We start from the raw sequence: 20,654 nt of genomic DNA, 5'->3' as shown, positions 1-20,654 counted from the left end.
CCGTACTTTCATTCGTCTTATCCCTATCCCTCTCAGCTAACCCCCTTCTGCATTTTCTTTTTTATAAATTGAAGAATTCGACATAGAATGGCAACATCAAATCCATTTCTACTTACTAAACCCCATTTCTTTTACCCATCAAACTCTATTTCTCACATCACCACCTACTTGTTCCGACTGCAAGAGATATGCGCACATCAATAAATAGTTATATTTAATATAACTATTTAATATATTATTATATATATTTTCATATGTCAACACACAAATATAATTTATATTTCTATAGCATGCATAATGTCACCTTTAATTCTAAATTTTCTCTATATCAAATCTACTTCTTTTATTTAACATGAAAACAAGTAAAAGGACTTCTTTCCCTTATTATTAAAATAAAATATCCACCACCAAAGGCCATATAGCTTTTGGTGGTGGATTTTCTTCAAATAAATAAAAAATATGAAACATCTCTTTTCTTAATTGGACTTTTTTCAATGGAATCCATCCTGGACCATGGGAAAGCCAAAACCCTCGTATAGGTCTTACTGCTTCTCAGTCTTCAACTGATAAATACAATCTACTCTCTCCGCTATGGTTGGCGGCAAAGCATCCCCTGTCAAAATAATATCCATATAATCAGGGCGTCGATCCAACAATTCGTCCAATTGCTCAGCAGACAAAAAGCCCTCTCTTATGCACTCCAAAATGCCATCCAGCAGAAGCATCTCGCATTCTCCCGTATCCACAATTTTTCTTGCAAAATTGAAAGCATTTTTTATTTCCCCGCTAATTTCCTTACGAACGGTTTCATCAAATTCCTGCTCTTCACGATTTTTTTCAAATCGAAAAATACGAAAATCAGGCTCAAGCTTTTTTAGTAACTCGATTTCCTTACTATTATGATAATCCATAAATTGTATCATCACAACACGCAAATCGTCCCCAATCGCTCTTAGCCCTCGGCCAACAGCTACACAGGTTTTTCCTTTGCCTGCGCCATAATAAACGCAAATCTGTCCACGTCTCACTTAATATTCAACTCCTGCTATTCTTCGGTAGTATCTTCAACTGTTTTTGATTTCTCATCCGTATGGGGAATTTCAATTTTTGAAACAGAAACTTCATAGGCAACTCTCTCTTCAATCAAATCACCCGTTTTTTTCTGATAACTTCTGCTTTGCACTCTACCCCAAACCTTAATATTTGCTCCTACCTTTAAATTTGCCATATATCTTGCATTACGCCCCCAAACAATGCAGGGGATATAGTCGGACTTATTGTATGCACGGTTTACAGCAACCAAAATATCTGAAATTTCCCGTCCAAAAGGTGTCTTTCTATAAATTGGCTCTTTGCAGATAAAACCATTCAGAAAAATTTGATTTTCATTCTTTTTTTCTTCATCAGACATCAGACGAATTTCTCTGGCAAAAATAGTAAGCACAAGCCTATTCTTCTTGCTGTTATAATTATTATAGCTACGAAGTTGTCCCATCACATCTACGCAAGTGCCTGCTTTTAGCTGCTCCTTATCTATCAACCTTTCCGAGACGGTGATCGGAAGGATGTCAGCCTGATCACTAAGACGCTCAGATGCTATCTTAAACGTATAGAAGCCCTCTCCATAAACCTCGTGGCTAAAGACACATTCCTCCACGATTTTACCGGCAATGGCAACACTGTTGTTTTCCGGCAATCCATCCATATGCATCGCTTTCTCCCCTTTTCTATGCCGATTTTTGCATCGACATTGCTTCCTTCTGTATTTCAGTTTACGCAAAAAAACAAACCTTTAGAAGTCCATATAAAAAAAAACTCTTCAAGGCCTCCTTCAGGTACGTTCGCTGATATCCTAGCCATTTTTATTGGTTTTGAGAGATATTTTTTTCGTTACTAAAAACAAACCCAATTTTAACACAATCGATGGCTACGACCATAGAGTAATCTTTCGTTTTATATATCAACGGCTCCCCGTTTTTCTTCACGATTACCGCTTCAACCTTTTTGCCGTCTTCTAACCAATAACAGAGGAAGTAAAAATCATCATCTCGACGCACCGTCCATTCAATATTCAAAAGAGGCTTTAAAAAGAAATCGCCCTCGCAGCCAAATAAATCTGTAACTCTTTTACTTGCCTGTACAAAACCCTGTACCGGTTCTTTTCCCTTAGCCATATCTTCCTCCACTCACCCAAAAATCTTATAATCTTATGGTAATGATTTCTAAACAACTTGTCAATATAAACATTTCTTTTGTACATAAACCTTTTTTCCGAATTATAACAAAAAAGGCAGGAAAAATCAAATAATCTGATTTTCCTACCGATTTATGCTCTTTAGCCCTTCTCTATCAGACTTTTTAGATACTTTCCTGTGTAAGACTCATTAACTTTGCATATTTCCTCTGGGGTACCCTTGGCAATTACCATTCCACCTTTATCGCCACCCTCAGGACCCAAGTCAATAATGTAATCCGCCGTTTTAATCACATCAAGGTTGTGCTCAATGACTACAACCGTGTTACCGCCTTCAGCCAATTGTTGAAGAATTTCCACTAATTTGTGCACATCCGCCGTATGCAAGCCTGTTGTAGGTTCATCTAAAATATACATGGTACGCCCGGTGCTTTTCTTGCTTAGTTCTGTGGCAAGCTTCACCCTCTGGGCTTCACCACCGGAAAGGGTTGTGGATGACTGACCTAACCGAACATAGGATAAACCAACATCATTCAGGGTTTGAAGCTTCGTTTTAATGCGCGGGATGTTTTCAAAAAATGCCAGAGCTTCTTCCACTGTCATTTCCAGCACATCGGAAATGCTTTTTCCTTTATACTTAACCTCTAAAGTTTCACGGTTATATCGCTTTCCTTGGCAAACCTCACATGGCACATAAATATCAGGTAAAAAATGCATTTCTATTTTAATAATTCCATCTCCGGCACACGCCTCGCAACGTCCACCCTTCACATTAAAGCTAAATCTACCCTTTTGATACCCTCTCATTTTGGCCTCAGTGGTTTGGGTAAATACATCTCGAATTAAGTCGAAAACACCTGTATAAGTTGCTGGATTACTTCTAGGTGTACGCCCAATGGGAGATTGATCAATGTCTATCACCTTATCCAGCACCTCATGCCCAATCATTTCTCCATGGGCACCAGGACGAAGCTTAGCACGGTTTAGATCTCTCGCCAAGCGTTTATATAAAATTTCATTGACTAATGAGCTTTTCCCCGAACCGCTGACACCAGTTACACAGGTGAATATGCCCAATGGGATGTCAACATCTATATTTTTCAAATTGTTTTCTCCAGCACCTCTAATTTGAATCACATGCTCTGATTCGAATTTTCTGCGTGTTTTAGGCACTTCAATTCTTTTCCTGCCGCTAAGGTAGTCTCCCGTAACCGAACGCTCACACGCCTTAATTTCCTCAACACTGCCTACACAAATTACCTCCCCGCCATCCTTACCGGCACCGGGGCCAATATCCACAATGCAATCTGCTGCATACATGGTATCCTCATCATGCTCAACTACAATTAAAGAATTCCCAATATCTCTAAGGTGCTGCAGAGATTTCAGCAACTTATCATTATCCCTTTGATGCAAGCCAATACTAGGCTCGTCCAAAATATAAACAACGCCAACCAAACCCGAACCAATCTGGGTTGCAAGTCGGATTCGCTGAGCCTCGCCACCGGAAAGGGTGCCTGCAGCCCGTGAAAGGGTTAGATATTCCAAACCCACGTCCATCAAAAACCCAATCCTGGCATTGACTTCTTTTAAAATACGCTGGCCAATCATTTCTTCTCGCCCACTTAAAGCAAGCTCGCTAAAAAACGTTTGAATTTCTGCTACAGAAAGTTTCGTCAATTGGGAGATATTCTTTCCCCCTACAGTAATGGCAAGAACCTCGGGGCGTAAACGTTGCCCATGGCAATCGGGGCACTGAATATTGGTCATATATTCCTCATATTCTCCCCGCATCCCTTCTGAAGTTTCGTTATATCTGCGTTGTAAATTGTTAATCAAACCATCATATTCGTAATCATAAGTACCTGTTCCCCGATAGTTTGTGTAGGTAATGCGAAGCTTTTCACCGCCAGTACCATAAAAAATTATTTTTCTAATTTTTTCAGGGAGGTCTTTAAAGGGTGTTTCCAGTGAGAAGCCATAACGCTCTGACAAAGCTTCAAACAAAACACGACTCATGCTGTCCTTTGCAGAAATAGAATTATATCCTGGGGCAACAATGGCTCCTTTTAATATACTAAGGCTATCATTGGGTACAATGAGGTTTTCATCAAACTTCATTTGCATGCCCAAGCCGGTACAAGTGGGGCATGCACCACTGGGATTGTTAAAGGAAAATAATCGTGGCTCAATTTCCATTAAATCAATTCCGCAGTCAGGGCAGGAAAAGTTTTGGCTAAACACCAATTCCTCTTCTCCTTGATTTACATCCACCACCAAAAGTCCCCCAGTCAGACTGGTTACTGTCTCGATGGATTCTGTCAAACGCTTTTGTATACCTTCCTTTACTACCAAACGGTCAACGACAATTTCTATGGTATGTTTTTTATTTTTTTCAAGCTCTATTTTTTCCGAAAGGTCATATAGGTTGCCATCCACACGCACACGCACATATCCGCTTTTTTTTGCATCTTCTAAAAGCTTTACATGCTCTCCTTTGCGTCCACGTACAACAGGAGCAAGAAGCTGTAGCTTCGATCGCTCAGGCAGTTCTAAAATACGATCTACAATCTGATCAATGGTCTGCTTTTTAACCTCTTTTCCACACTTCGGGCAATGAGGTATGCCGATTCTGGCATAAAGCAAACGCAAATAATCATAAATCTCCGTTACCGTCCCCACGGTAGAACGAGGGTTATGGCTTGTAGTCTTTTGGTCTATGGAAATGGCAGGGGAAAGACCTTCAATCAAATCAACATCAGGCTTTTCCATCTGCCCCAAAAATTGCCGTGCATAGGAGGACAGAGATTCAACATAGCGTCGCTGTCCTTCTGCATAAAGGGTATCAAAGGCCAAGGAGCTTTTTCCCGAACCGCTGACCCCGGTGAAAACAACCAGTTTATCTCTTGGGATGGTAAGGTCCACATTTTTTAAATTGTGCTCCCTTGCTCCCCGAATTACAATTTTATCCTTCATAGTTCCTCCTAACAGTGGAAATTACTGCTTTTATAACATCTTTTTCAGCTCTAAAATCTTATCTCTCAGCTCTGCAGCTCGTTCAAATTGTAACTCCAATGCCGCCTGCTTCATTTCTTTATCCATCTTCTGAGTCAACTTTTTCAACTCATCCTTACTCATAGATTCAGGATCCTTATCTAAGCCAAATTTCTGCTTCTCTGTAGCCGTTTTACTAATCTGTATAATATCATGAACTTTCTTTTGAATGGTCTGAGGTGTAATTCCATGCAACTCATTGTAGGCTTCCTGAATGCCACGACGGCGGTTGGTTTCTCGAATAGCCTTATTCATGCTTTCTGTCATCACATTTGCATACATAATAACCCTGCCATCCTTATTTCTCGCCGCTCGTCCTACAGTCTGTATCAGTGAGGTTTCCGAACGTAAAAAGCCTTCCTTATCCGCATCTAAAATCGCAACCAAACTCACTTCAGGAATATCCAAACCTTCACGCAAAAGGTTGATTCCAACCAATACATCAAAAACATCCATACGTAAATCTCTTATAATTTCCAAGCGTTCTAAAGTATCAATATCAGAATGAAGATACCGTACCCGAACCCCTGCTTCACGCATATAATCCGTCAGGCGTTCCGCCATTTTTTTTGTCAGTGTTGTTACCAAAACCTTTTGCCCAACAGAGGTTGTTTTCTTCACTTCCGATAACAAATCATCAATCTGCCCTTCAATGGGTCGAACAGAAATTTCTGGGTCCAAAAGCCCGGTAGGTCTAATAATCTGCTCAGCAATTTGCTCAGCATGCTCCTTTTCATAAACAGAAGGGGTCGCAGAAACAAACAAAAGCTGATTAATTTTCTCTTCAAACTCCACAAATTTTAGCGGGCGGTTATCTAAAGCGGACGGTAAACGGAAACCAAAATCCACCAAAGTGGTTTTTCTGGATCTGTCCCCCTCATACATCCCTCGTATTTGAGGTATAGAGACATGGGATTCATCGGCAATCATCAAAAAGTCATCAGGGAAGAAATCAATCAGTGTAAAAGGTGTGCTTCCGGGTTCCCTTAAAGATAAGTGACGAGAATAGTTTTCAATTCCCGTGCAAAAACCCATTTCTCGCATCATCTCAATATCATAATTGGTTCTCTGTTCCAATCGCTGAGCCTCTAAAAGCTTGTCCTCTCTACGCAGCTGGTCTAAACGCTCTTTGAGCTCCGCTTCAATGTGTTCAACGGACACACGAAGCTTTTCTGGGGAAGTCACATAATGTGAAGCAGGAAAAATAGAAATATGCGCCCTTGTTCCCAAAATTTCTCCTGTGAGGACATCAATTTCAGTGATTCTTTCCACTTCATCTCCAAAAAATTCCACCCTTACCGCATGTTCCGAGGAGCCAACAGGAAAAATCTCAACAACATCCCCCCGTACACGAAAAGAGCCTCTCTCAAAATTCATATCATTACGGTCATATTGCATTTCCAATAAGCTGCGTAATACCTCATCCCGATCCTTTTCCATACCTGGACGCAACGAAAGCATCATCCCATAATATTCCTCAGGGTCGCCCAATCCATAAATGCAAGACACACTGGCCACAACAATAACATCTTCCCGCTCCACCAAAGCTGCCGTTGCTGAATGGCGCAACTTATCAATTTCATCATTCACAGATGAATCCTTCTCGATATAGGTATCCGTACTGGGTACATATGCCTCGGGCTGATAATAATCGTAATAGGAAACAAAATATTCCACAGCATTTTCAGGAAAAAATTCCCGCAGCTCATTATAAAGCTGGGCAGCAAGGGTCTTATTATGGGCAATTACCAGGGTAGGCTTTTGCAGTTTTTCAATAATATTTGCCATAGTAAAGGTTTTACCGCTACCGGTAACCCCTAAGAGGGTCTGAAATTTTTTTCCTTCTTGAAATCCTCTGGCAAGCTTTTCGATTGCCTCCGGCTGATCCCCGGTCGGTTTGTATTGAGATTGAACCTTAAAATCCATTTTTCCACCTCCGTAAAACCCGAAAAAAGGTTCGCTTAATATAAATAAGAAGAAGACTCATCTTTTAGATGAATCAAACCAACGTTCCTTTTGGAAACAACTAAATAATTAGTATTTCATGGTAAAAACCACAATATTGTCTCGCGCAAATCTCAACAAATTATAGCACACATACTCTAAAAAGTACAGCACAAAATACAAACATTAGTTCTAAATTTTTACCAATTATAGAAAGTAAATTCTATTTTAAAAATAAAAAAAGCCATGCTTAATCTCATCTAAAAATATAAAAAACTAAATATAGTCTCTCCAATTTTATTAAAAATATAGTAATTCCTGGAATTCTTAAAAAATATTTCCATCCTATCACAACATAAATTTCAGTATTTTAATGACAAGGGGTACCTGAATATCCAATCACAGACACACACATATTTTATGGTAAAAGAAGGTGAATTTTTACGGAATATGTTAATTTTTTAAATGAAAAAGCTCTATTGATTAGATTACAAAAATTTCTTGCAATCCTAATAGAGCTTTTTCTAAATCATTTGTTATTCTCATTTAAAAGTAAGAAATCTCTCAGTAATCAGTCTAAAATTTCCCCTTGTGTGGAAATAGTAACCACCTGCCAAGGTAGAAACTTGCCGCTATTCTGCAATGCAGTCTTTACAGCCATTTCAATTCCTCCACAGCAAGGTACCTGCATTCTTACAACAGTTACGCTTTTAATATTGTTTTGCATAATAATCTGCTGTATTTTTTGAGAATACTCCACAGCATCCAACTTAGGACAGCCGATTAAGGTAACCTTGTTTTTCATAAATTTGTTATGAAAATCTCCATAGGCATACGCAGAACAATCCGCAGCAATCAATAGGTTTGCACCGTCAAAATAAGGTGCTTGAATAGGTGCCAGCTGAATTTGAACAGGCCACTGACGAAGCTGAGATTTTACCGATCCTGAAACCTGTTCCGTCTCATCATTTTGAATACTTGGTTGGAGCATTTGTGGTCTGCTTCCGGGGCAGCTAAATGCATGAGCTTTTTCTGCCATATTTTTCTTAACTGCCACTTCATCATATGCCAGCGCTTCTCTTTCTACAAATTGAATCGCTCCAGTTGGACAAGTTGGTAAGCAATCTCCAAGCCCGTCACAATAATCATCTCGAATCAGCTTTGCCTTTCCATCTACCATGGAAATGGCACCCTCGTGGCAAGCAGATGCACATAATCCACAGCCATTACATTTTTTTTCATCTATTTCAATAATTCTTCTAATCATTATTTTCTCCTCCAATATATTATCAAAAATTTTATTTTTCTTGTCTTTATGGGTAGAGTATACTATAATAAACATATAAATTCCGTTGTAATTACAACAAAGAGGTGGTATAAATGAAATATATTTCTGTTTTAAAAAATTCACCCCTATTCTCTGGAATAAAAACAGAAGAAATTCAAACGATGCTTGGCTGTCTTACTGCCATTGAAAAAAAATTTGATAAAAATGAGCTGGTCTTTCGCCAAGGAGAAACCGTAAATGCAGTTGGTCTTGTTATTTCAGGGCGTATTCATATTTTAAAAGAAGATTTCTGGGGCAATCGTACCATACTAAGCAACATCTCCCCTTCCCAAATGTTTGGAGAATCCTTTGCTTGCGCCCACACCCAAAGCATCACAGTCAGCGCCCTTGCCGTAGAATCGACCACCGTCTTATTTTTAGACATAAAACAAATTCTAAATACTTGTTCTTCAGCCTGCGTATATCACTCCCGTATGATTCGAAATTTGCTTTCCGTTTTGGCAGATAAAAATATTATGCTTACAGGGAAAATTGAGCATATTACAAAAAGATCAACCAGGGAAAAGCTTTTGTCCTATCTTTCTGCGGAATCAATCAAGGCTGGTTCGCCTGTATTTCAAATTCCTTTTAATCGTCAGCAGTTGGCTGAATATTTGGCAGTAGACCGCAGTGCTATGTCCCTTGAGCTTTCAAAACTGCAACAAGAGGATTATTTAACGTATCATAAAAATTCATTTCATTTAAAAGATAATCTTACAAATCAATAATGGTTGTAAGAAAAAATATGAAAATAAATTATACGCTGTTCGTTCCAAAATTTCGTTCCAAAATGTTCCTACATAATAATAAATGACTGTGTAATAATATCAGTGTAACACAAAAACACAGTTACTTTTTAAGGAGGTAATCAAAATGAGTGGAACAACTAACAGCACAAGCAATAAAATGAACGTACCCGAGGCTAGAGCAGCTATGGAACAGTTCAAATACGAAGTAGCAAACGAAATCGGCGTACCTTTGAAAAAGGGCTACAACGGCGACTTAACATCCGCACAGAACGGTTATGTTGGTGGCTATATGGTAAAGAAAATGATCGAAGCTCAGGAAAGAGCAATGGCCGGCAAAACTCAGGGCTAATCTCTGATAAGTATGTCGCTAATTATAACTAATTAGCTAAAACAGCTTTGATATCGCCTCTATAGACTATGTCTGAGGCAAAAAAAGAGTCTGAAGTATTTTTACTTCAGACTCTTTTTCATATTTTCACACAAGATCAACGTGCCTATTTTTAACCATCCTTAACAGTTCCCGATGCTTAGCATATTATAAAGTACATTCACTTGGTAAAACATTCTCTGTTTGTTTATCTTCTCAATCAAAAAAACAGCTCAAAATAAAAAAAGAGGCCATATTCTTGGAAACAAGGAATATAATTGTTGCTTTATCAAATAAACTTTACAAAAACATAATTCTCTATAAAAATAAAGCAACTGCACAGTAAACCAAAAGCAATGCCATAACTGTATTGGTCACTCTAGCATGATGAGAAAATAAAATTCTGAATACAGAACCAAAGGCGGCCCAGCAAAGATTAAAAAAACATCCGATTGTGGCTAATAAAATTGCAAAACCCAAAAGCTTTATCGGGCTGTTATGAAAATAAGGTAATATGTAAGATTCCATGGAAACCATACCATAAATATAAATCTTAGGATTGATAAATTGGAGAAACAAGCCGGAAAGAAACCCGTTTTTCACCTGCTTTTCTGAAATTTCGCCAGTTCTTTTTAGTGTTTTAAACGCCAAATACAGCATATAGGTGGCTCCCGCAATGAGCATAGGCGTTTTGATTATGGGCATCACCGCATTTAAAACACTGCTTAATACGGTACATATAATCATAACTGCCATAAATCCCACCCAAATCCCTAGATTAAAGGGATATGACTTCTTTAGTCCTACCCGTCCTGCATTGGACATAGACATGATATTATTGGGACCTGGTGTTGCTGTTGTTATTACCGCATACGTTAAAAAATTTAGCCAATGAAACATTTTAAAACCCCCATAACATTATCTTTTGTATTGTAGTTGATTTTTTCTTACGATCTATTGCATTCAAATTTAATTTATTGTACTTGTTTCAATACATAAAGTCAATCATTTTTCTTCTGTTGCCTACGCATTATAGTAGTACAAAGACAGGCTTTTGTTATATAAAATACGTTAAAATCCAACTTACAAATAATCTAATTATAAAAATTCTATTGAAACAGGCAAGCTTTTTATTTTATAAGAGAATTCATTTTGATTCCCTGATAACTTATCCCATCCTGTCCAATTTTACATATTACTTGGGAACTTCAAACGCACGTATTGAGGGGGAGAACCATGAAAATCGGTGCAGATATTAACATTTTCGTAATCATTCTGCTTGCGTTAATTATTCTCATCGGCAAAACCGCGGTGCAAGGACAAAAAAATTTCAAGCTCTTTTATAGAGTTATGGTTTTCTTTATTTTGACCTTAACAGCAGGCAGTTTTTATTTTATAATGGAAGGCTCAACGTTAAAAGGTGTTGTTCTTTTCAGCTATTTTATGATGATAGCATTCTATGTTTTTGGAGCAATGAGTGCATATTCATGGTTTATTTTTGTTCTTCATGAGACTGAGGTAAATTGGTCATGCAATTCGTCTATAAGAAAACTGTATATTCTTCCTTTGATTTTTCAATGTTCTCTTGTTATGGTCTATGCCACTACACATTGGCTATTATATTTTAATCAGAGAAATTTTTACCTAGGGAGCATCTATATTTTGCAATGTCTTTTAATTTTCGGTTATCTTTTCACTGGGGCATGTATTTCTTTTATCAAATATTTAAAAGAAAATAGATATTCCCAGGAAAAAAACTGCTTTTTTCTTTGTTTATTCTCGTTGTTGCCTTTGTTGGGAATGGTAATTGACATCATCTTTCCAAGTGTCAATTCCGTACTTCCCTTCCTAGTGTTTTCTATTATAATGCAATATCTTAATCTTATGAAAAAGGAAATCTTTCAGGATCCTTTAACAAAGCTAAATAATCGCAGAGAATTTCAACGCCATTTGATAAAAGTGACAAAATCCATGAGAAAAGAAGATGTATTCCTAATTTTCTTCGATATAAATGACTTTAAAGGCATTAATGATACCTTTGGTCATGTGGAAGGAGATCGGGCTTTGGTTATGATATCTCAGATATTGACAACAGCATTTTCAAATACAAAAGCTTTTATTGCTAGATATGGGGGAGATGAATTTGCAGTCATTCTTAAAAAAGAGGAAGCTGAAATTTTATCCTATTTAAAAAAAGTTGATGCCTCTTTAGCCACTCTTTCCGCTTCTCTACCATACAATATTTCTCTAAGTGTAGGTTATTCCATCTATGGGGAAGAGAATGCAAACACAATTGAAAGCTTGATACAATCTGCAGATAAAAAAATGTATGGGAATAAAGAGGAGCAAAAAAAAACAATATGTGAAAGTGACTCCATGGAAAGCTTTCACTCGACCCAATGACAATTATCCCAACGCTATCTTCTCACCCAAATAAAAAGGCACCCAATGATAATTTATCAAAAAGGGTGCCCCTTGTTTGTAACTTCAATTTTTGATATCAAAGCAAATCTAGATTTCTTCCTTAGCACCACTGTTTCATCATCCGCTGAAGCATCATATGTATGCTGGCCTTCTCCACTGCCTCAGCAGCAATTAAATCTGTTTTGCCTACTTCCTTACCATCAAGTGTATACACCATTTCGCCTACCTTGGAGCCTTGGGCTATGGGTGCCTTAACATTAGGCATGAGTTCCGTTTTTGTTTCCCATTGTCCTTTGCTGCCTTTACTCATCAGGACAGAAATTTCATCCTTTACGACAGCATTTATACCTTCCTTCATACCCTTTTCCACAGGAATCATTCCCATATCCTGACCAACGGGATATCCCTTTTCAATGGTATAATTTGCAAAACCATAATCCAGAAGTTTCATTACTTCTTGAAAACGAACTTTGAAATCTGGAGCCGCCATAACAACACCAACTAATGCGAAACCATTTCTTTCTGCTGTACCCGACAAACAATATAGCGCCTTCCCTGTTGAACCTGTTTTCAAACCAGTTGCACCCTCGTACCATTTAATCAGCTTATTGGTATTGGTTAGTCCAAACTCTGTTTCTCCCTTTCTGGTTTTATGGGTGATGGTGTCCATCCATGTGGTTGTATATTCCTTAATTTCAGGGAACTTTCTCATTAATTCCCGACTCATTACCGCAATATCATACGCACTGGAAACATGACCATCTGCATCCAGCCCACAAGCGTTAACAAAAACAGTTTCCTTCATTCCCAATTCTTTCGCTCTTTGATTCATTTTTTCAACAAATGCTTCCTCGCTTCCGGCTACAAATTCCGCCATTGCCACAGCGGCATCATTTGCCGATGCAATGGCAATGCATTTTGTCATATCAGCCGCTGTCTGGGTCTCTCCCGGCTCCAAAAACACCTGAGACCCCCCCATTGCTGCTGCATGGTCACTTACCTGTACCGTATCTGTCCATGCAAACTTACCATCTGCCTGAGCTTCATAAATCAGCAGTAATGTCATAACTTTTGTTACACTGGCAAGGGGCATCGCCTCATGGCTATTTTTTTCATATACTACCGTACCCGTCGCCTGATCCATCAAAACAGCGCTTTTTGACTGCAGTTGCAAACTGCTGTTGTCGCCTTCTTCCGCACAAACAGAAAAGGGCGCCAGAAAACAGAAAAATGCTGTCACTGCCGCCAATATCTTTTTTTTCATGCACGTTCCTCCCCAAAGACTATATTCTTTATCAGTCTATGTCCTAAAGAGATTAGATATACCCTATCTCTACTGTTCTAAAGAAGAGAAAACTTTTTGAGAAAGAGCCAATGTGTCTATGCCTACTTTACAATCATAGGCCAAAATCTTTACACCTGCTTGTTCTGCTTCAACCAAGGCTTGGGAAAATGCAGCATCTCTCTCCCAATGAGGGTAAAAGGCTTTTATCCCCTCCATTTGGATAACAAACAAAATGTATGCTTCAAAACCATCCTGAACCGCTTGAATTAATTCTAAAATATGTTTTCTGCCTCGACTAGTGGGTGCATCGGGAAATTTGCAAATCCCATTTTCCTCCAAGGTTGCACCCTTTACCTCAATGTATCCACGGCGTTCTCCCGCCTCAAAATATAGATCAAAACGTGAATTACCGTAAACAACTTCTCTTCGCAAAACAGAGACCTGACCAATTTCGGGAATTCTGCCTTCCGATATGGCCTCTGCCACAATCTGATTTGGTGCTTGAGAATCCATATTTACTAAAGTATTGCCTTTATAAACGGAAATTAGAGAGTATTTTGTTTTTCTCAAAGGATTCTCTGCAGGCTCCAAAAATACTCTAGCACCCTCTTGCAGTAATTCCTTGCATCGGCCTGTATTCTTTACATGAACCGGCGTTTCCACTCCATCTATGCTGACAAAAGCAAAAAAGCGATTGATTCGTCTTAAAAAAACAGCTTCTTTCATGTTCTTATAAATCATTTTATTAACCTCATCTGTTACAAATACATTCTAAAGACAAACCCTTTTATGTATCAAAGGGGAGACCCCCTTTTATCCCATATACAAAGTCAAAACTTCATAGTTATGACATGCTTTCTAACTAATTGTTATTTACTGAACCGTGTTCGCATAATAAAACTTTGTATAATCGGGACAAAGGAATCTCCCTATTTTACTTAATAATTGTTTGCTTTTCTTTCATAATATGCCTGTGGATACTGACATACGGGGCATTTCTGAGGAGGCTGCTTTCCTACATGCACATAACCGCAGTTTTTGCACACCCAAACAGTGCTCTCATCCCCTTGAAAAACCTTCTGTTCTTCCAATAATTTCAGCAAAGCCTGATAGCGCTCTTCGTGCTCCTTTTCTACAGAAGCAACATTCTTAAAGAAATTCGCAATTTCAACAAAGTTTTCTTCTCTAGCGGTTGCTTCCATCTCTTTATAAATATCTGACCATTCCTCATGCTCACCATAGGCACCTGCCTTCAGATTCGCTTCGGTCGTGCCGATACCCTTGGAAAAATCCAAAATTCGCTTTGCGTGCTGAATTTCATTATCTGAGGTTTCATCAAAAATACCCTTTATCTGCTCATAGCCTTCTTCATGAGCTTTTTCCGCATACAACTTGTATCGAACCGCCGCCATTGCTTCTCCCATAAAAGCGGAAAGTAGATTCTTTTCCGTCTTACTACCCTTTAATTCCATGTAAAATCCCTCCTAAGATATATTTCATTCTCAGTTTTCCCCAACCGAAGAAAAAAATACCTTAGAATAGGACTTTTCAATCTATATTGTTAACAATCCTGATATGCTCTAAATCTATAAACGGGTACCCCAATACCTTAATGCATTACATTTCCAAAGAATAATACAACGCCAAAAATAACGGCAATTAGTAAAATTGCCGCTAAAGCAACAAAAAGCCAAAGCACAACTTTTGCCCATTGAGGCAAGGTCTCTTTTTTTGTCGCCAAAGCCCAAATAGCAACTCCAGCCAAAATCATACCGCCAAATAAAAAAAATATCACAAAAATGCTTAATAACATTACAACGTTCATACGCATCAACTCCTCCAACTCCTTTTTTGTCTGTAAGCCAATATTATAAAAAAAATGAGTTCATGGATTCTCGACTCTACACAAATCAAATCACAATTCCCATTACCAAAAATCCTATTTCTCTCTTTCACTTTATTTAAATAGACATTTCCAGCAGGATACAGCATCAAAATAATTTTCCCTCTAACTATCTTAAAAATACAGGTCTTGAAAAGGATTAAAATTTCTCCCAATATTGCTTTATGCTGCCTTCATCAATGGCATCTATATAAGCGTTTGCAATTTCAAAAATTTCTTCTTCATCCTTTATTTTAAAGAAAACCTGATTTTGCTCTATCAAAATATCTTTGTTTTTCCCTTTGTTTTTATCAATCCAAAGACGAAACTCCTTTTCCCATTGTTGGGTAGCCTGCTCCATATCCTCGTAGCAAAGCAGTTCATCTTTTACATTTTCAATCAATTCCTCAATTCCTAATTTCATAAATATCTCCTTCTCCATATGATTCTTTCTTTCACATAGTGAAAACTACTTAAACTCTATCTCTTTCATCTTCTTTTGCCTTCAACCCAAAATGGGCATATCCTGCTCCCGTTACAATTCTACCCCTTGGGGTGCGTTGAATGTATCCCAATTGTAGTAAATACGGCTCATATACATCCTCAATGGTTTCCGATTCTTCTCCAATAGAAGCCGCTAGGGTATCTAGCCCTACAGGCTTACCATCAAATTTCTCTATCATCATCAGTAACATTTTACGGTCAATCAAATCTAGCCCCATTTTATCAACCTCTAATAAATCCAAAGCAAATCGGGCAACTTCCCCATTAATTGTGCCTTCATAACGCACCTGAGCAAAATCTCTTACTCTTTTTAAAAGACGATTTGCAATTCGGGGTGTTCCCCTTGAGCGACGGGCAATTTCCTCTGCACCATCTCCATCTATTTCAACCTGTAAAACATCAGCCGAACGGCAAATAATTGTTTTTAGACTATGAATGTCATAAGGCTCTAACCGCTGAACCACGCCAAACCGATCCCTTAAAGGCGCCGTAAGAAGTCCGATTCTGGTGGTCGCCCCAATCAGTGTAAACTTAGGCAAATCCAGCCTGACAGACCTTGCCCCCGGTCCCTTGCCAATCATGATATCTATGACATAATCCTCCATAGCAGGATATAATATTTCCTCAATCATACGATTTAAGCGGTGGATTTCGTCAATAAAAAGTATATCTCCTTCGCTTAAGCTGTTTAAAACAGCTGCCATATCCCCCGCACGTTCAATGGCTGGACCTGATGTGGTTTTGATATGAACCCCCATTTCATTGGCAATAATATTGGATAAAGTAGTCTTTCCCAATCCGGGAGGGCCGTATAACAAAACATGATCCAAAGCTTCTCCTCTTTGCTGAGCCGCTTGAATAAATACCTTTAAATTCTCTTTTACACTTTCCTGTCCGATATAGCTGTCTAACTGTTGGGGTCTGAGTTTAGGTTCAAATTCTTTGTCCTCTTCACCAAACGCCGCAGTTAGTATTCGCCGATTTTCCAATAGTAACACCTGCTTTTATCTAAAATGTAATCATCTTTTTTAATGCTGCTTTTAAAATATCTTCGGTGGTCATCCCTTCAGTAGCAACCATTCCCACTGCCTTAGCAGCTTCACTGCGACTGTATCCCAACGCTGTCATGGCTTCGATTGCTTCAAATTTTGCACCGCCTACTGCACCGCCATCCACCATTTCCATGGGGATTGCCAAAGCATCTTCCGTTGAGCATTTATCCTTCAGCTCCAAAATGACTCGCTGTGCTGTTTTTTTACCAACTCCCGGGGCTTTTGAAAGGGTCTTCGCATCCGCAGATAAAATCGCCATAACAATTTCCTGAGGTGTCAACTGTGATAAAAATCCTAAAGCACCCTTGGGTCCAACACCACCCACAGTTAATAGCTTTAAAAACATTTCCTGCTCTTCTTTCGATGAAAAACCAAAGAGAGAGATTCCGTCCTCTTTCACACTCATGTATGTGAAAATTTTCATTTCCTTGCCCGCTTCAGGCATCTTGGAAAGGAATCCGGCAGAAACAAAAATCTGATACCCAATTCCCCCAGTTTCCAAAATGATATAGCTTTCACCTCGATGCATCAAGGTTCCCTTAATATAAGAGATCATACCCTTCCCCTCTCTTTCTCCATGGAATTATTATACTGGACAAACAATGAAAGAGCAACCCAAACCACATAAAAAAAGAAACTATGTTCGCCATTGTTCCTGAAAAAAAGGTGCATATTGATATAAAAAGGAGTACTAAAATTGAAGCAAAAAATTCATCCTCAGTCGTTACAAAAGACGATTATACCAAGCTTCTCAAAAACGTAGGGGCTTTGCAGGATACACTCATGGCATTCCGCAAAAATATGGCGCTGGACGCCATCGCCCTACCTCAAAAAAGCATTGGTGCTCTCATCATTTCCATGAGTCCAATGCTTTTTTTGTATTCCTACGCTGTTTCCGTGCTTCAATAAATATGTAACCTCTTTCAAATTCCGGCCAAAACCGGAAAACCAAATATCTTAATTGTAATCTTTTTTATTCCGCCATAATGGTAATTTCTATCTTTGCCTCTTCCAAAATCCTTCTGGATAACTCATCCGGATATTCGCCCTTATGAACAATGCGCTTAATTCCCGCATTAATCAGCATTTTCGCGCAAATGACACAAGGCTGTAAAGTAATATAAATGGTTCCACCATCGGTAGAAATCCCTAGATTTGCCGCCTGAATAATTGCATTTTGTTCTGCATGCAATGCACGACACAGCTCATGACGCTGACCGGATGGAATCCCCAGCCGCTCTCTTTCACACCCCCCAAGCTCGGTGCAGTGCATCAAGCCTGAAGGCGCACCGTTATACCCAGTGGTAATGATTCTGTTATCTTTCACAATTACAGCTCCAACTTGTCTACGTAAACAGGTTGATCTGGTTTTTACAATCTCCGCAATCTGCATAAAGTACTCATCCCAACTTGCTCTCAAAGCTTCCATCCCCCATACTTGTTTTTTCAAAAATATCACAACTTTTGCTATTTGTCCAATGATTTAAAAAAACCTTTTCCCAAAATGATTTTCATTTCAGGAAAAGGTTTTATCATTTTAAATATTTCTAACCTTCATACAAGAGTAAATTGTACACAGATTCTTAAACAATCAAGTTCATTTTTCTTGCTTCAAATTCCAATTCTTCTTGGAACTGAGGAGCAGCAAGAGAAATAATCATTTTTGCTCTGTCACTTGCTGTCTGACCTTTCAAGCGTACAATGTTATTTTCCGTTACCAAAAAGTCTACTTCGTTTTTGGAGGTAGTAACAATAGAACCAGGTGTCAGAGTTGGCTTGATTTTGGAAATTGTGCCACCCTTGGTAGTAGAGGTCATTGCGATAAAGCCTTTCCCCCCCTTAGATAAATTCGCACCACGAACAAAATCTACCTGTCCGCCGGAACCGCTGTAATGCTTTGTTCCAAGGCTCTCAGCACAAACCTGTCCAAACAAGTCAATTTCAACGCAAGCATTAACAGAAACAAAATTATCATGCTGACCAATGATATAAGGATTATTTGTATAGTCAACGGGATGCATCTCAAAAGCAGGGTTGTTATCCATAAAATCATACATCTTCTGGGATCCCCATGCCAATGTAGCAACTGTTTTACCTACATTAATGGGCTTATTCATATTGGTTACTGCGCCACATTCAATTAAGTCCACCATGCTGTCAGTAAACATTTCTGTATGAATACCCAAGTCAGTTTTGTCCTTCAAAAGAACACCAACAGCGTTGGGAATACCACCAATGCCCAGCTGTAATGTGGATCCATTGATTACTTCATCAGCAATCATCTGTCCAATTTTTCTATCTACATCTGTCAAAGGTGCGTTAGGTAAGATAGAAAGTGCTCTGGAGGATTCACAAAGTGCTGTAACCTGAGAAATATGAATCTGGTTGTTCCCCAAAACACGAGGCATTTTATCATTAACATCCAAAAGAATAATTTTGGCTTTGTCACGCATTGCTACAACTTCTGCACCTGCCATGCCACAGCTAAAATACCCATGGTCATCCATTGGTGAAACCTCTGCATAAAAAACATCCAATCTAGGCTGAACATTTCTCCAGTAGCCTGGAATCGTGCTGTAGTTATTGGGAATATAAGTGTAGTAACCATCCTGAATTCCTTTTCTGCCGGCTGCACCGGTAAACCAAGAAACATAGTCATATTTTCCCTTTAAGTCATAGTTTAAATAAGCACCTGATTCTGCGCATAAAGTTTGATGATGGGTTACACCAGTCAATTCACCATTTGCAGCTCTTTGTCCAATGGCCTCACAAATTGCTGTAGGCGCCTCTAATCCTGTTGGTGCGGCACAAACGTCTCCTGATTTTACAAATTTAGCTACTCCCTCTGGAGTCATTTTTTTCGCCAAATACATTTCACGAAATTTATTCATACTATCTCACCTTTCCCCTTAACTCTCTCTGTTTTGCTAAGCAATCTGCACAATTATAAAGGTAAAATTCCCACATTTGAATACAAAATACTTTTCTTCCCCTGTATTTTAGCATATGCCGTAGCCCTCGTAAAGGCAAAACAGATAATGTTCTTTAAATTGTACAAAAAATAAAGACATATGCACTAATATTTTTACAATTATTTGGTTTTTTTCATATATCACTGGAAAAAGATATTATTTTATTGTAAACCGATTACATAAAAATCCAATGAAATTCAATATATTTTCAACACATAAAAATATTATGGAAACAAAGTTCTTGTCATACAACAATCTTCCAAAATAATAAAACTGATTATTGTGCAATCAAAAAACGGCCAACACATCTCTTTTGGAAATGGCTGACCGCTCAATATTCTTATTTTACTTTACCAGATACGGTTGAACTTCCTTGGGAAGCTCCTCCTCTTTTCGGCTTATAATCATTGTAAAATCCGTTTCAGATTCCTTTGAAATGGCTTCCAAATGATTAATGAATGTAATAAAATCTTTATCGTCCACTTTTTCCATAATATGGTTTAATCCATCAATATAAATTTTTTCTATATCACTGTTTTGAGAGAGGATACCGTACACAAAACCCCGGAAAACCTGTGTATTTTCCATGATGAATTTTGGAGTATCTACAAACCGGACACTATAATGAAGATCATACATGCGGCTGTTGTCATCATCTACAAACACAACGCAACCGTTTGCTTCCTTGCTTGCCTCATTAGCCATTGCGATGAGTCGTTTCGTTTTACCTACACCTTTTTCGCCTGCAAGAATCTGAACCATTGCAATCTCCCCCTTTATACTGGTGATATACCTCTGGATTTGTAAATTATTTAGTTTTCATTGCAAATAGAAAAATCTATTTGTTTGCTATTAGTATTCTCCAAATTCCTAAGAAATCCTCTTATATTTAAATGTTTT

21 protein-coding genes are annotated in these 20,654 nt (G+C 38.4%); 4 read left to right on the top strand and 17 right to left on the bottom strand.

The window, feature by feature from the left end; translation table 11 throughout:
* Nucleotides 1-542 precede the first annotated feature (542 nt).
* From NE558_RS00960 to NE558_RS00935, 6 genes are all read right to left on the bottom strand, one after another.
* Nucleotides 543-1,028, bottom strand: coding sequence for a cob(I)yrinic acid a,c-diamide adenosyltransferase (locus NE558_RS00960; RefSeq protein ID WP_256148046.1), 486 nt, complete (start codon nucleotides 1,026-1,028; stop codon nucleotides 543-545).
* A 17-nt stretch (nucleotides 1,029-1,045) separates the two neighbouring features.
* Nucleotides 1,046-1,711 (bottom strand): single-stranded DNA-binding protein, encoded by a 666-nt coding sequence (locus tag NE558_RS00955; RefSeq protein ID WP_256148045.1) that lies wholly within the window; start codon nucleotides 1,709-1,711, stop codon nucleotides 1,046-1,048.
* Nucleotides 1,712-1,862: 151 nt separating this feature from the next.
* Complete coding sequence (locus NE558_RS00950) at nucleotides 1,863-2,174, bottom strand: hypothetical protein (protein WP_256148044.1); 312 nt, start codon at nucleotides 2,172-2,174, stop codon at nucleotides 1,863-1,865.
* A gap of 161 nt (nucleotides 2,175-2,335) precedes the next feature.
* Nucleotides 2,336-5,170 (bottom strand): excinuclease ABC subunit UvrA, encoded by a 2,835-nt coding sequence (gene uvrA / locus NE558_RS00945; protein ID WP_256148043.1) that lies wholly within the window; start codon nucleotides 5,168-5,170, stop codon nucleotides 2,336-2,338.
* Nucleotides 5,171-5,200: 30 nt separating this feature from the next.
* Complete coding sequence (gene uvrB / locus NE558_RS00940; RefSeq protein ID WP_256148042.1) at nucleotides 5,201-7,174, bottom strand: excinuclease ABC subunit UvrB; 1,974 nt, start codon at nucleotides 7,172-7,174, stop codon at nucleotides 5,201-5,203.
* Between the two features lie 589 nt (nucleotides 7,175-7,763).
* Complete coding sequence (locus NE558_RS00935; protein ID WP_256148041.1) at nucleotides 7,764-8,459, bottom strand: 4Fe-4S binding protein; 696 nt, start codon at nucleotides 8,457-8,459, stop codon at nucleotides 7,764-7,766.
* 113 nt (nucleotides 8,460-8,572) lie between these two features.
* Between NE558_RS00935 and NE558_RS00930 the strand changes: the two genes are divergently transcribed.
* Complete coding sequence (locus NE558_RS00930) at nucleotides 8,573-9,247, top strand: Crp/Fnr family transcriptional regulator (RefSeq protein WP_256148040.1); 675 nt, start codon at nucleotides 8,573-8,575, stop codon at nucleotides 9,245-9,247.
* Nucleotides 9,248-9,392: 145 nt separating this feature from the next.
* Nucleotides 9,393-9,617 (top strand): alpha/beta-type small acid-soluble spore protein, encoded by a 225-nt coding sequence (locus tag NE558_RS00925; RefSeq protein WP_256148039.1) that lies wholly within the window; start codon nucleotides 9,393-9,395, stop codon nucleotides 9,615-9,617.
* A 336-nt stretch (nucleotides 9,618-9,953) separates the two neighbouring features.
* On the opposite strand, the gene NE558_RS00920 is transcribed toward NE558_RS00925, so the two are convergent.
* Nucleotides 9,954-10,535, bottom strand: a complete 582-nt coding sequence (locus tag NE558_RS00920) for a LysE family transporter (RefSeq protein WP_256148038.1) — start codon at nucleotides 10,533-10,535, stop codon at nucleotides 9,954-9,956.
* A gap of 336 nt (nucleotides 10,536-10,871) precedes the next feature.
* Between NE558_RS00920 and NE558_RS00915 the strand changes: the two genes are divergently transcribed.
* Complete coding sequence (locus NE558_RS00915) at nucleotides 10,872-12,038, top strand: GGDEF domain-containing protein (protein WP_256148037.1); 1,167 nt, start codon at nucleotides 10,872-10,874, stop codon at nucleotides 12,036-12,038.
* A 121-nt stretch (nucleotides 12,039-12,159) separates the two neighbouring features.
* On the opposite strand, the gene NE558_RS00910 is transcribed toward NE558_RS00915, so the two are convergent.
* The 7 genes from NE558_RS00910 to ruvA form a co-directional block, all read right to left on the bottom strand.
* Nucleotides 12,160-13,323 (bottom strand): D-alanyl-D-alanine carboxypeptidase family protein, encoded by a 1,164-nt coding sequence (locus tag NE558_RS00910; RefSeq protein WP_256148036.1) that lies wholly within the window; start codon nucleotides 13,321-13,323, stop codon nucleotides 12,160-12,162.
* A 69-nt stretch (nucleotides 13,324-13,392) separates the two neighbouring features.
* The gene (gene sfsA / locus NE558_RS00905) at nucleotides 13,393-14,085 is read right to left on the bottom strand and encodes a DNA/RNA nuclease SfsA (RefSeq protein WP_256148035.1); all 693 of its coding nucleotides are present in this window, start codon (nucleotides 14,083-14,085) and stop codon (nucleotides 13,393-13,395) included.
* 197 nt (nucleotides 14,086-14,282) lie between these two features.
* Nucleotides 14,283-14,816 carry a rubrerythrin gene (gene rbr / locus NE558_RS00900; protein WP_256148034.1) on the bottom strand — a complete coding sequence of 178 codons (534 nt, stop codon included), beginning with the start codon at nucleotides 14,814-14,816 and terminating at the stop codon, nucleotides 14,283-14,285.
* Between the two features lie 137 nt (nucleotides 14,817-14,953).
* Nucleotides 14,954-15,169, bottom strand: coding sequence for a hypothetical protein (locus tag NE558_RS00895; protein ID WP_256148033.1), 216 nt, complete (start codon nucleotides 15,167-15,169; stop codon nucleotides 14,954-14,956).
* 217 nt (nucleotides 15,170-15,386) lie between these two features.
* On the bottom strand, nucleotides 15,387-15,650 hold the full coding sequence (locus NE558_RS00890; protein WP_256148032.1) for a hypothetical protein: 264 nt from the start codon (nucleotides 15,648-15,650) through the stop codon (nucleotides 15,387-15,389).
* A 49-nt stretch (nucleotides 15,651-15,699) separates the two neighbouring features.
* A complete protein-coding gene (gene ruvB / locus NE558_RS00885) occupies nucleotides 15,700-16,719 on the bottom strand; it encodes a Holliday junction branch migration DNA helicase RuvB (RefSeq protein WP_256148031.1) in 1,020 nt (339 codons plus the stop codon).
* 19 nt (nucleotides 16,720-16,738) lie between these two features.
* Nucleotides 16,739-17,338 (bottom strand): Holliday junction branch migration protein RuvA, encoded by a 600-nt coding sequence (ruvA, locus tag NE558_RS00880; RefSeq protein ID WP_256148030.1) that lies wholly within the window; start codon nucleotides 17,336-17,338, stop codon nucleotides 16,739-16,741.
* 83 nt (nucleotides 17,339-17,421) lie between these two features.
* Here ruvA and NE558_RS00875 point away from each other — a divergent pair, with 83 nt between their 5' ends.
* Nucleotides 17,422-17,691: a hypothetical protein gene (locus tag NE558_RS00875; protein ID WP_256148029.1), complete on the top strand. Its 270-nt coding sequence runs from the start codon at nucleotides 17,422-17,424 to the stop codon at nucleotides 17,689-17,691.
* 64 nt (nucleotides 17,692-17,755) lie between these two features.
* Here NE558_RS00875 and NE558_RS00870 read toward each other — a convergent pair whose 3' ends face one another.
* The 3 genes from NE558_RS00870 to NE558_RS00860 all read right to left on the bottom strand — a co-directional run bounded on the left by NE558_RS00870 (nucleotide 17,756) and on the right by NE558_RS00860 (nucleotide 20,516).
* Nucleotides 17,756-18,202, bottom strand: coding sequence for a deoxycytidylate deaminase (locus NE558_RS00870; protein WP_256148028.1), 447 nt, complete (start codon nucleotides 18,200-18,202; stop codon nucleotides 17,756-17,758).
* Nucleotides 18,203-18,365: 163 nt separating this feature from the next.
* Entirely contained in the window at nucleotides 18,366-19,673 is a 1,308-nt protein-coding gene (locus NE558_RS00865; protein ID WP_256148027.1) for an acetyl-CoA hydrolase/transferase family protein, read from the bottom strand.
* A gap of 426 nt (nucleotides 19,674-20,099) precedes the next feature.
* Complete coding sequence (locus NE558_RS00860; RefSeq protein ID WP_256148026.1) at nucleotides 20,100-20,516, bottom strand: twitching motility protein PilT; 417 nt, start codon at nucleotides 20,514-20,516, stop codon at nucleotides 20,100-20,102.
* Between the last annotated feature and the right edge of the window lie 138 nt (nucleotides 20,517-20,654).

It is taken from the genome of Anaerotignum propionicum, from assembly GCF_024461735.1.
Taxonomy (GTDB): Bacteria; Bacillota; Clostridia; order Lachnospirales; family Anaerotignaceae; genus Chakrabartyella.
This window is presented reverse-complemented; position numbering and strand designations above follow the sequence as displayed.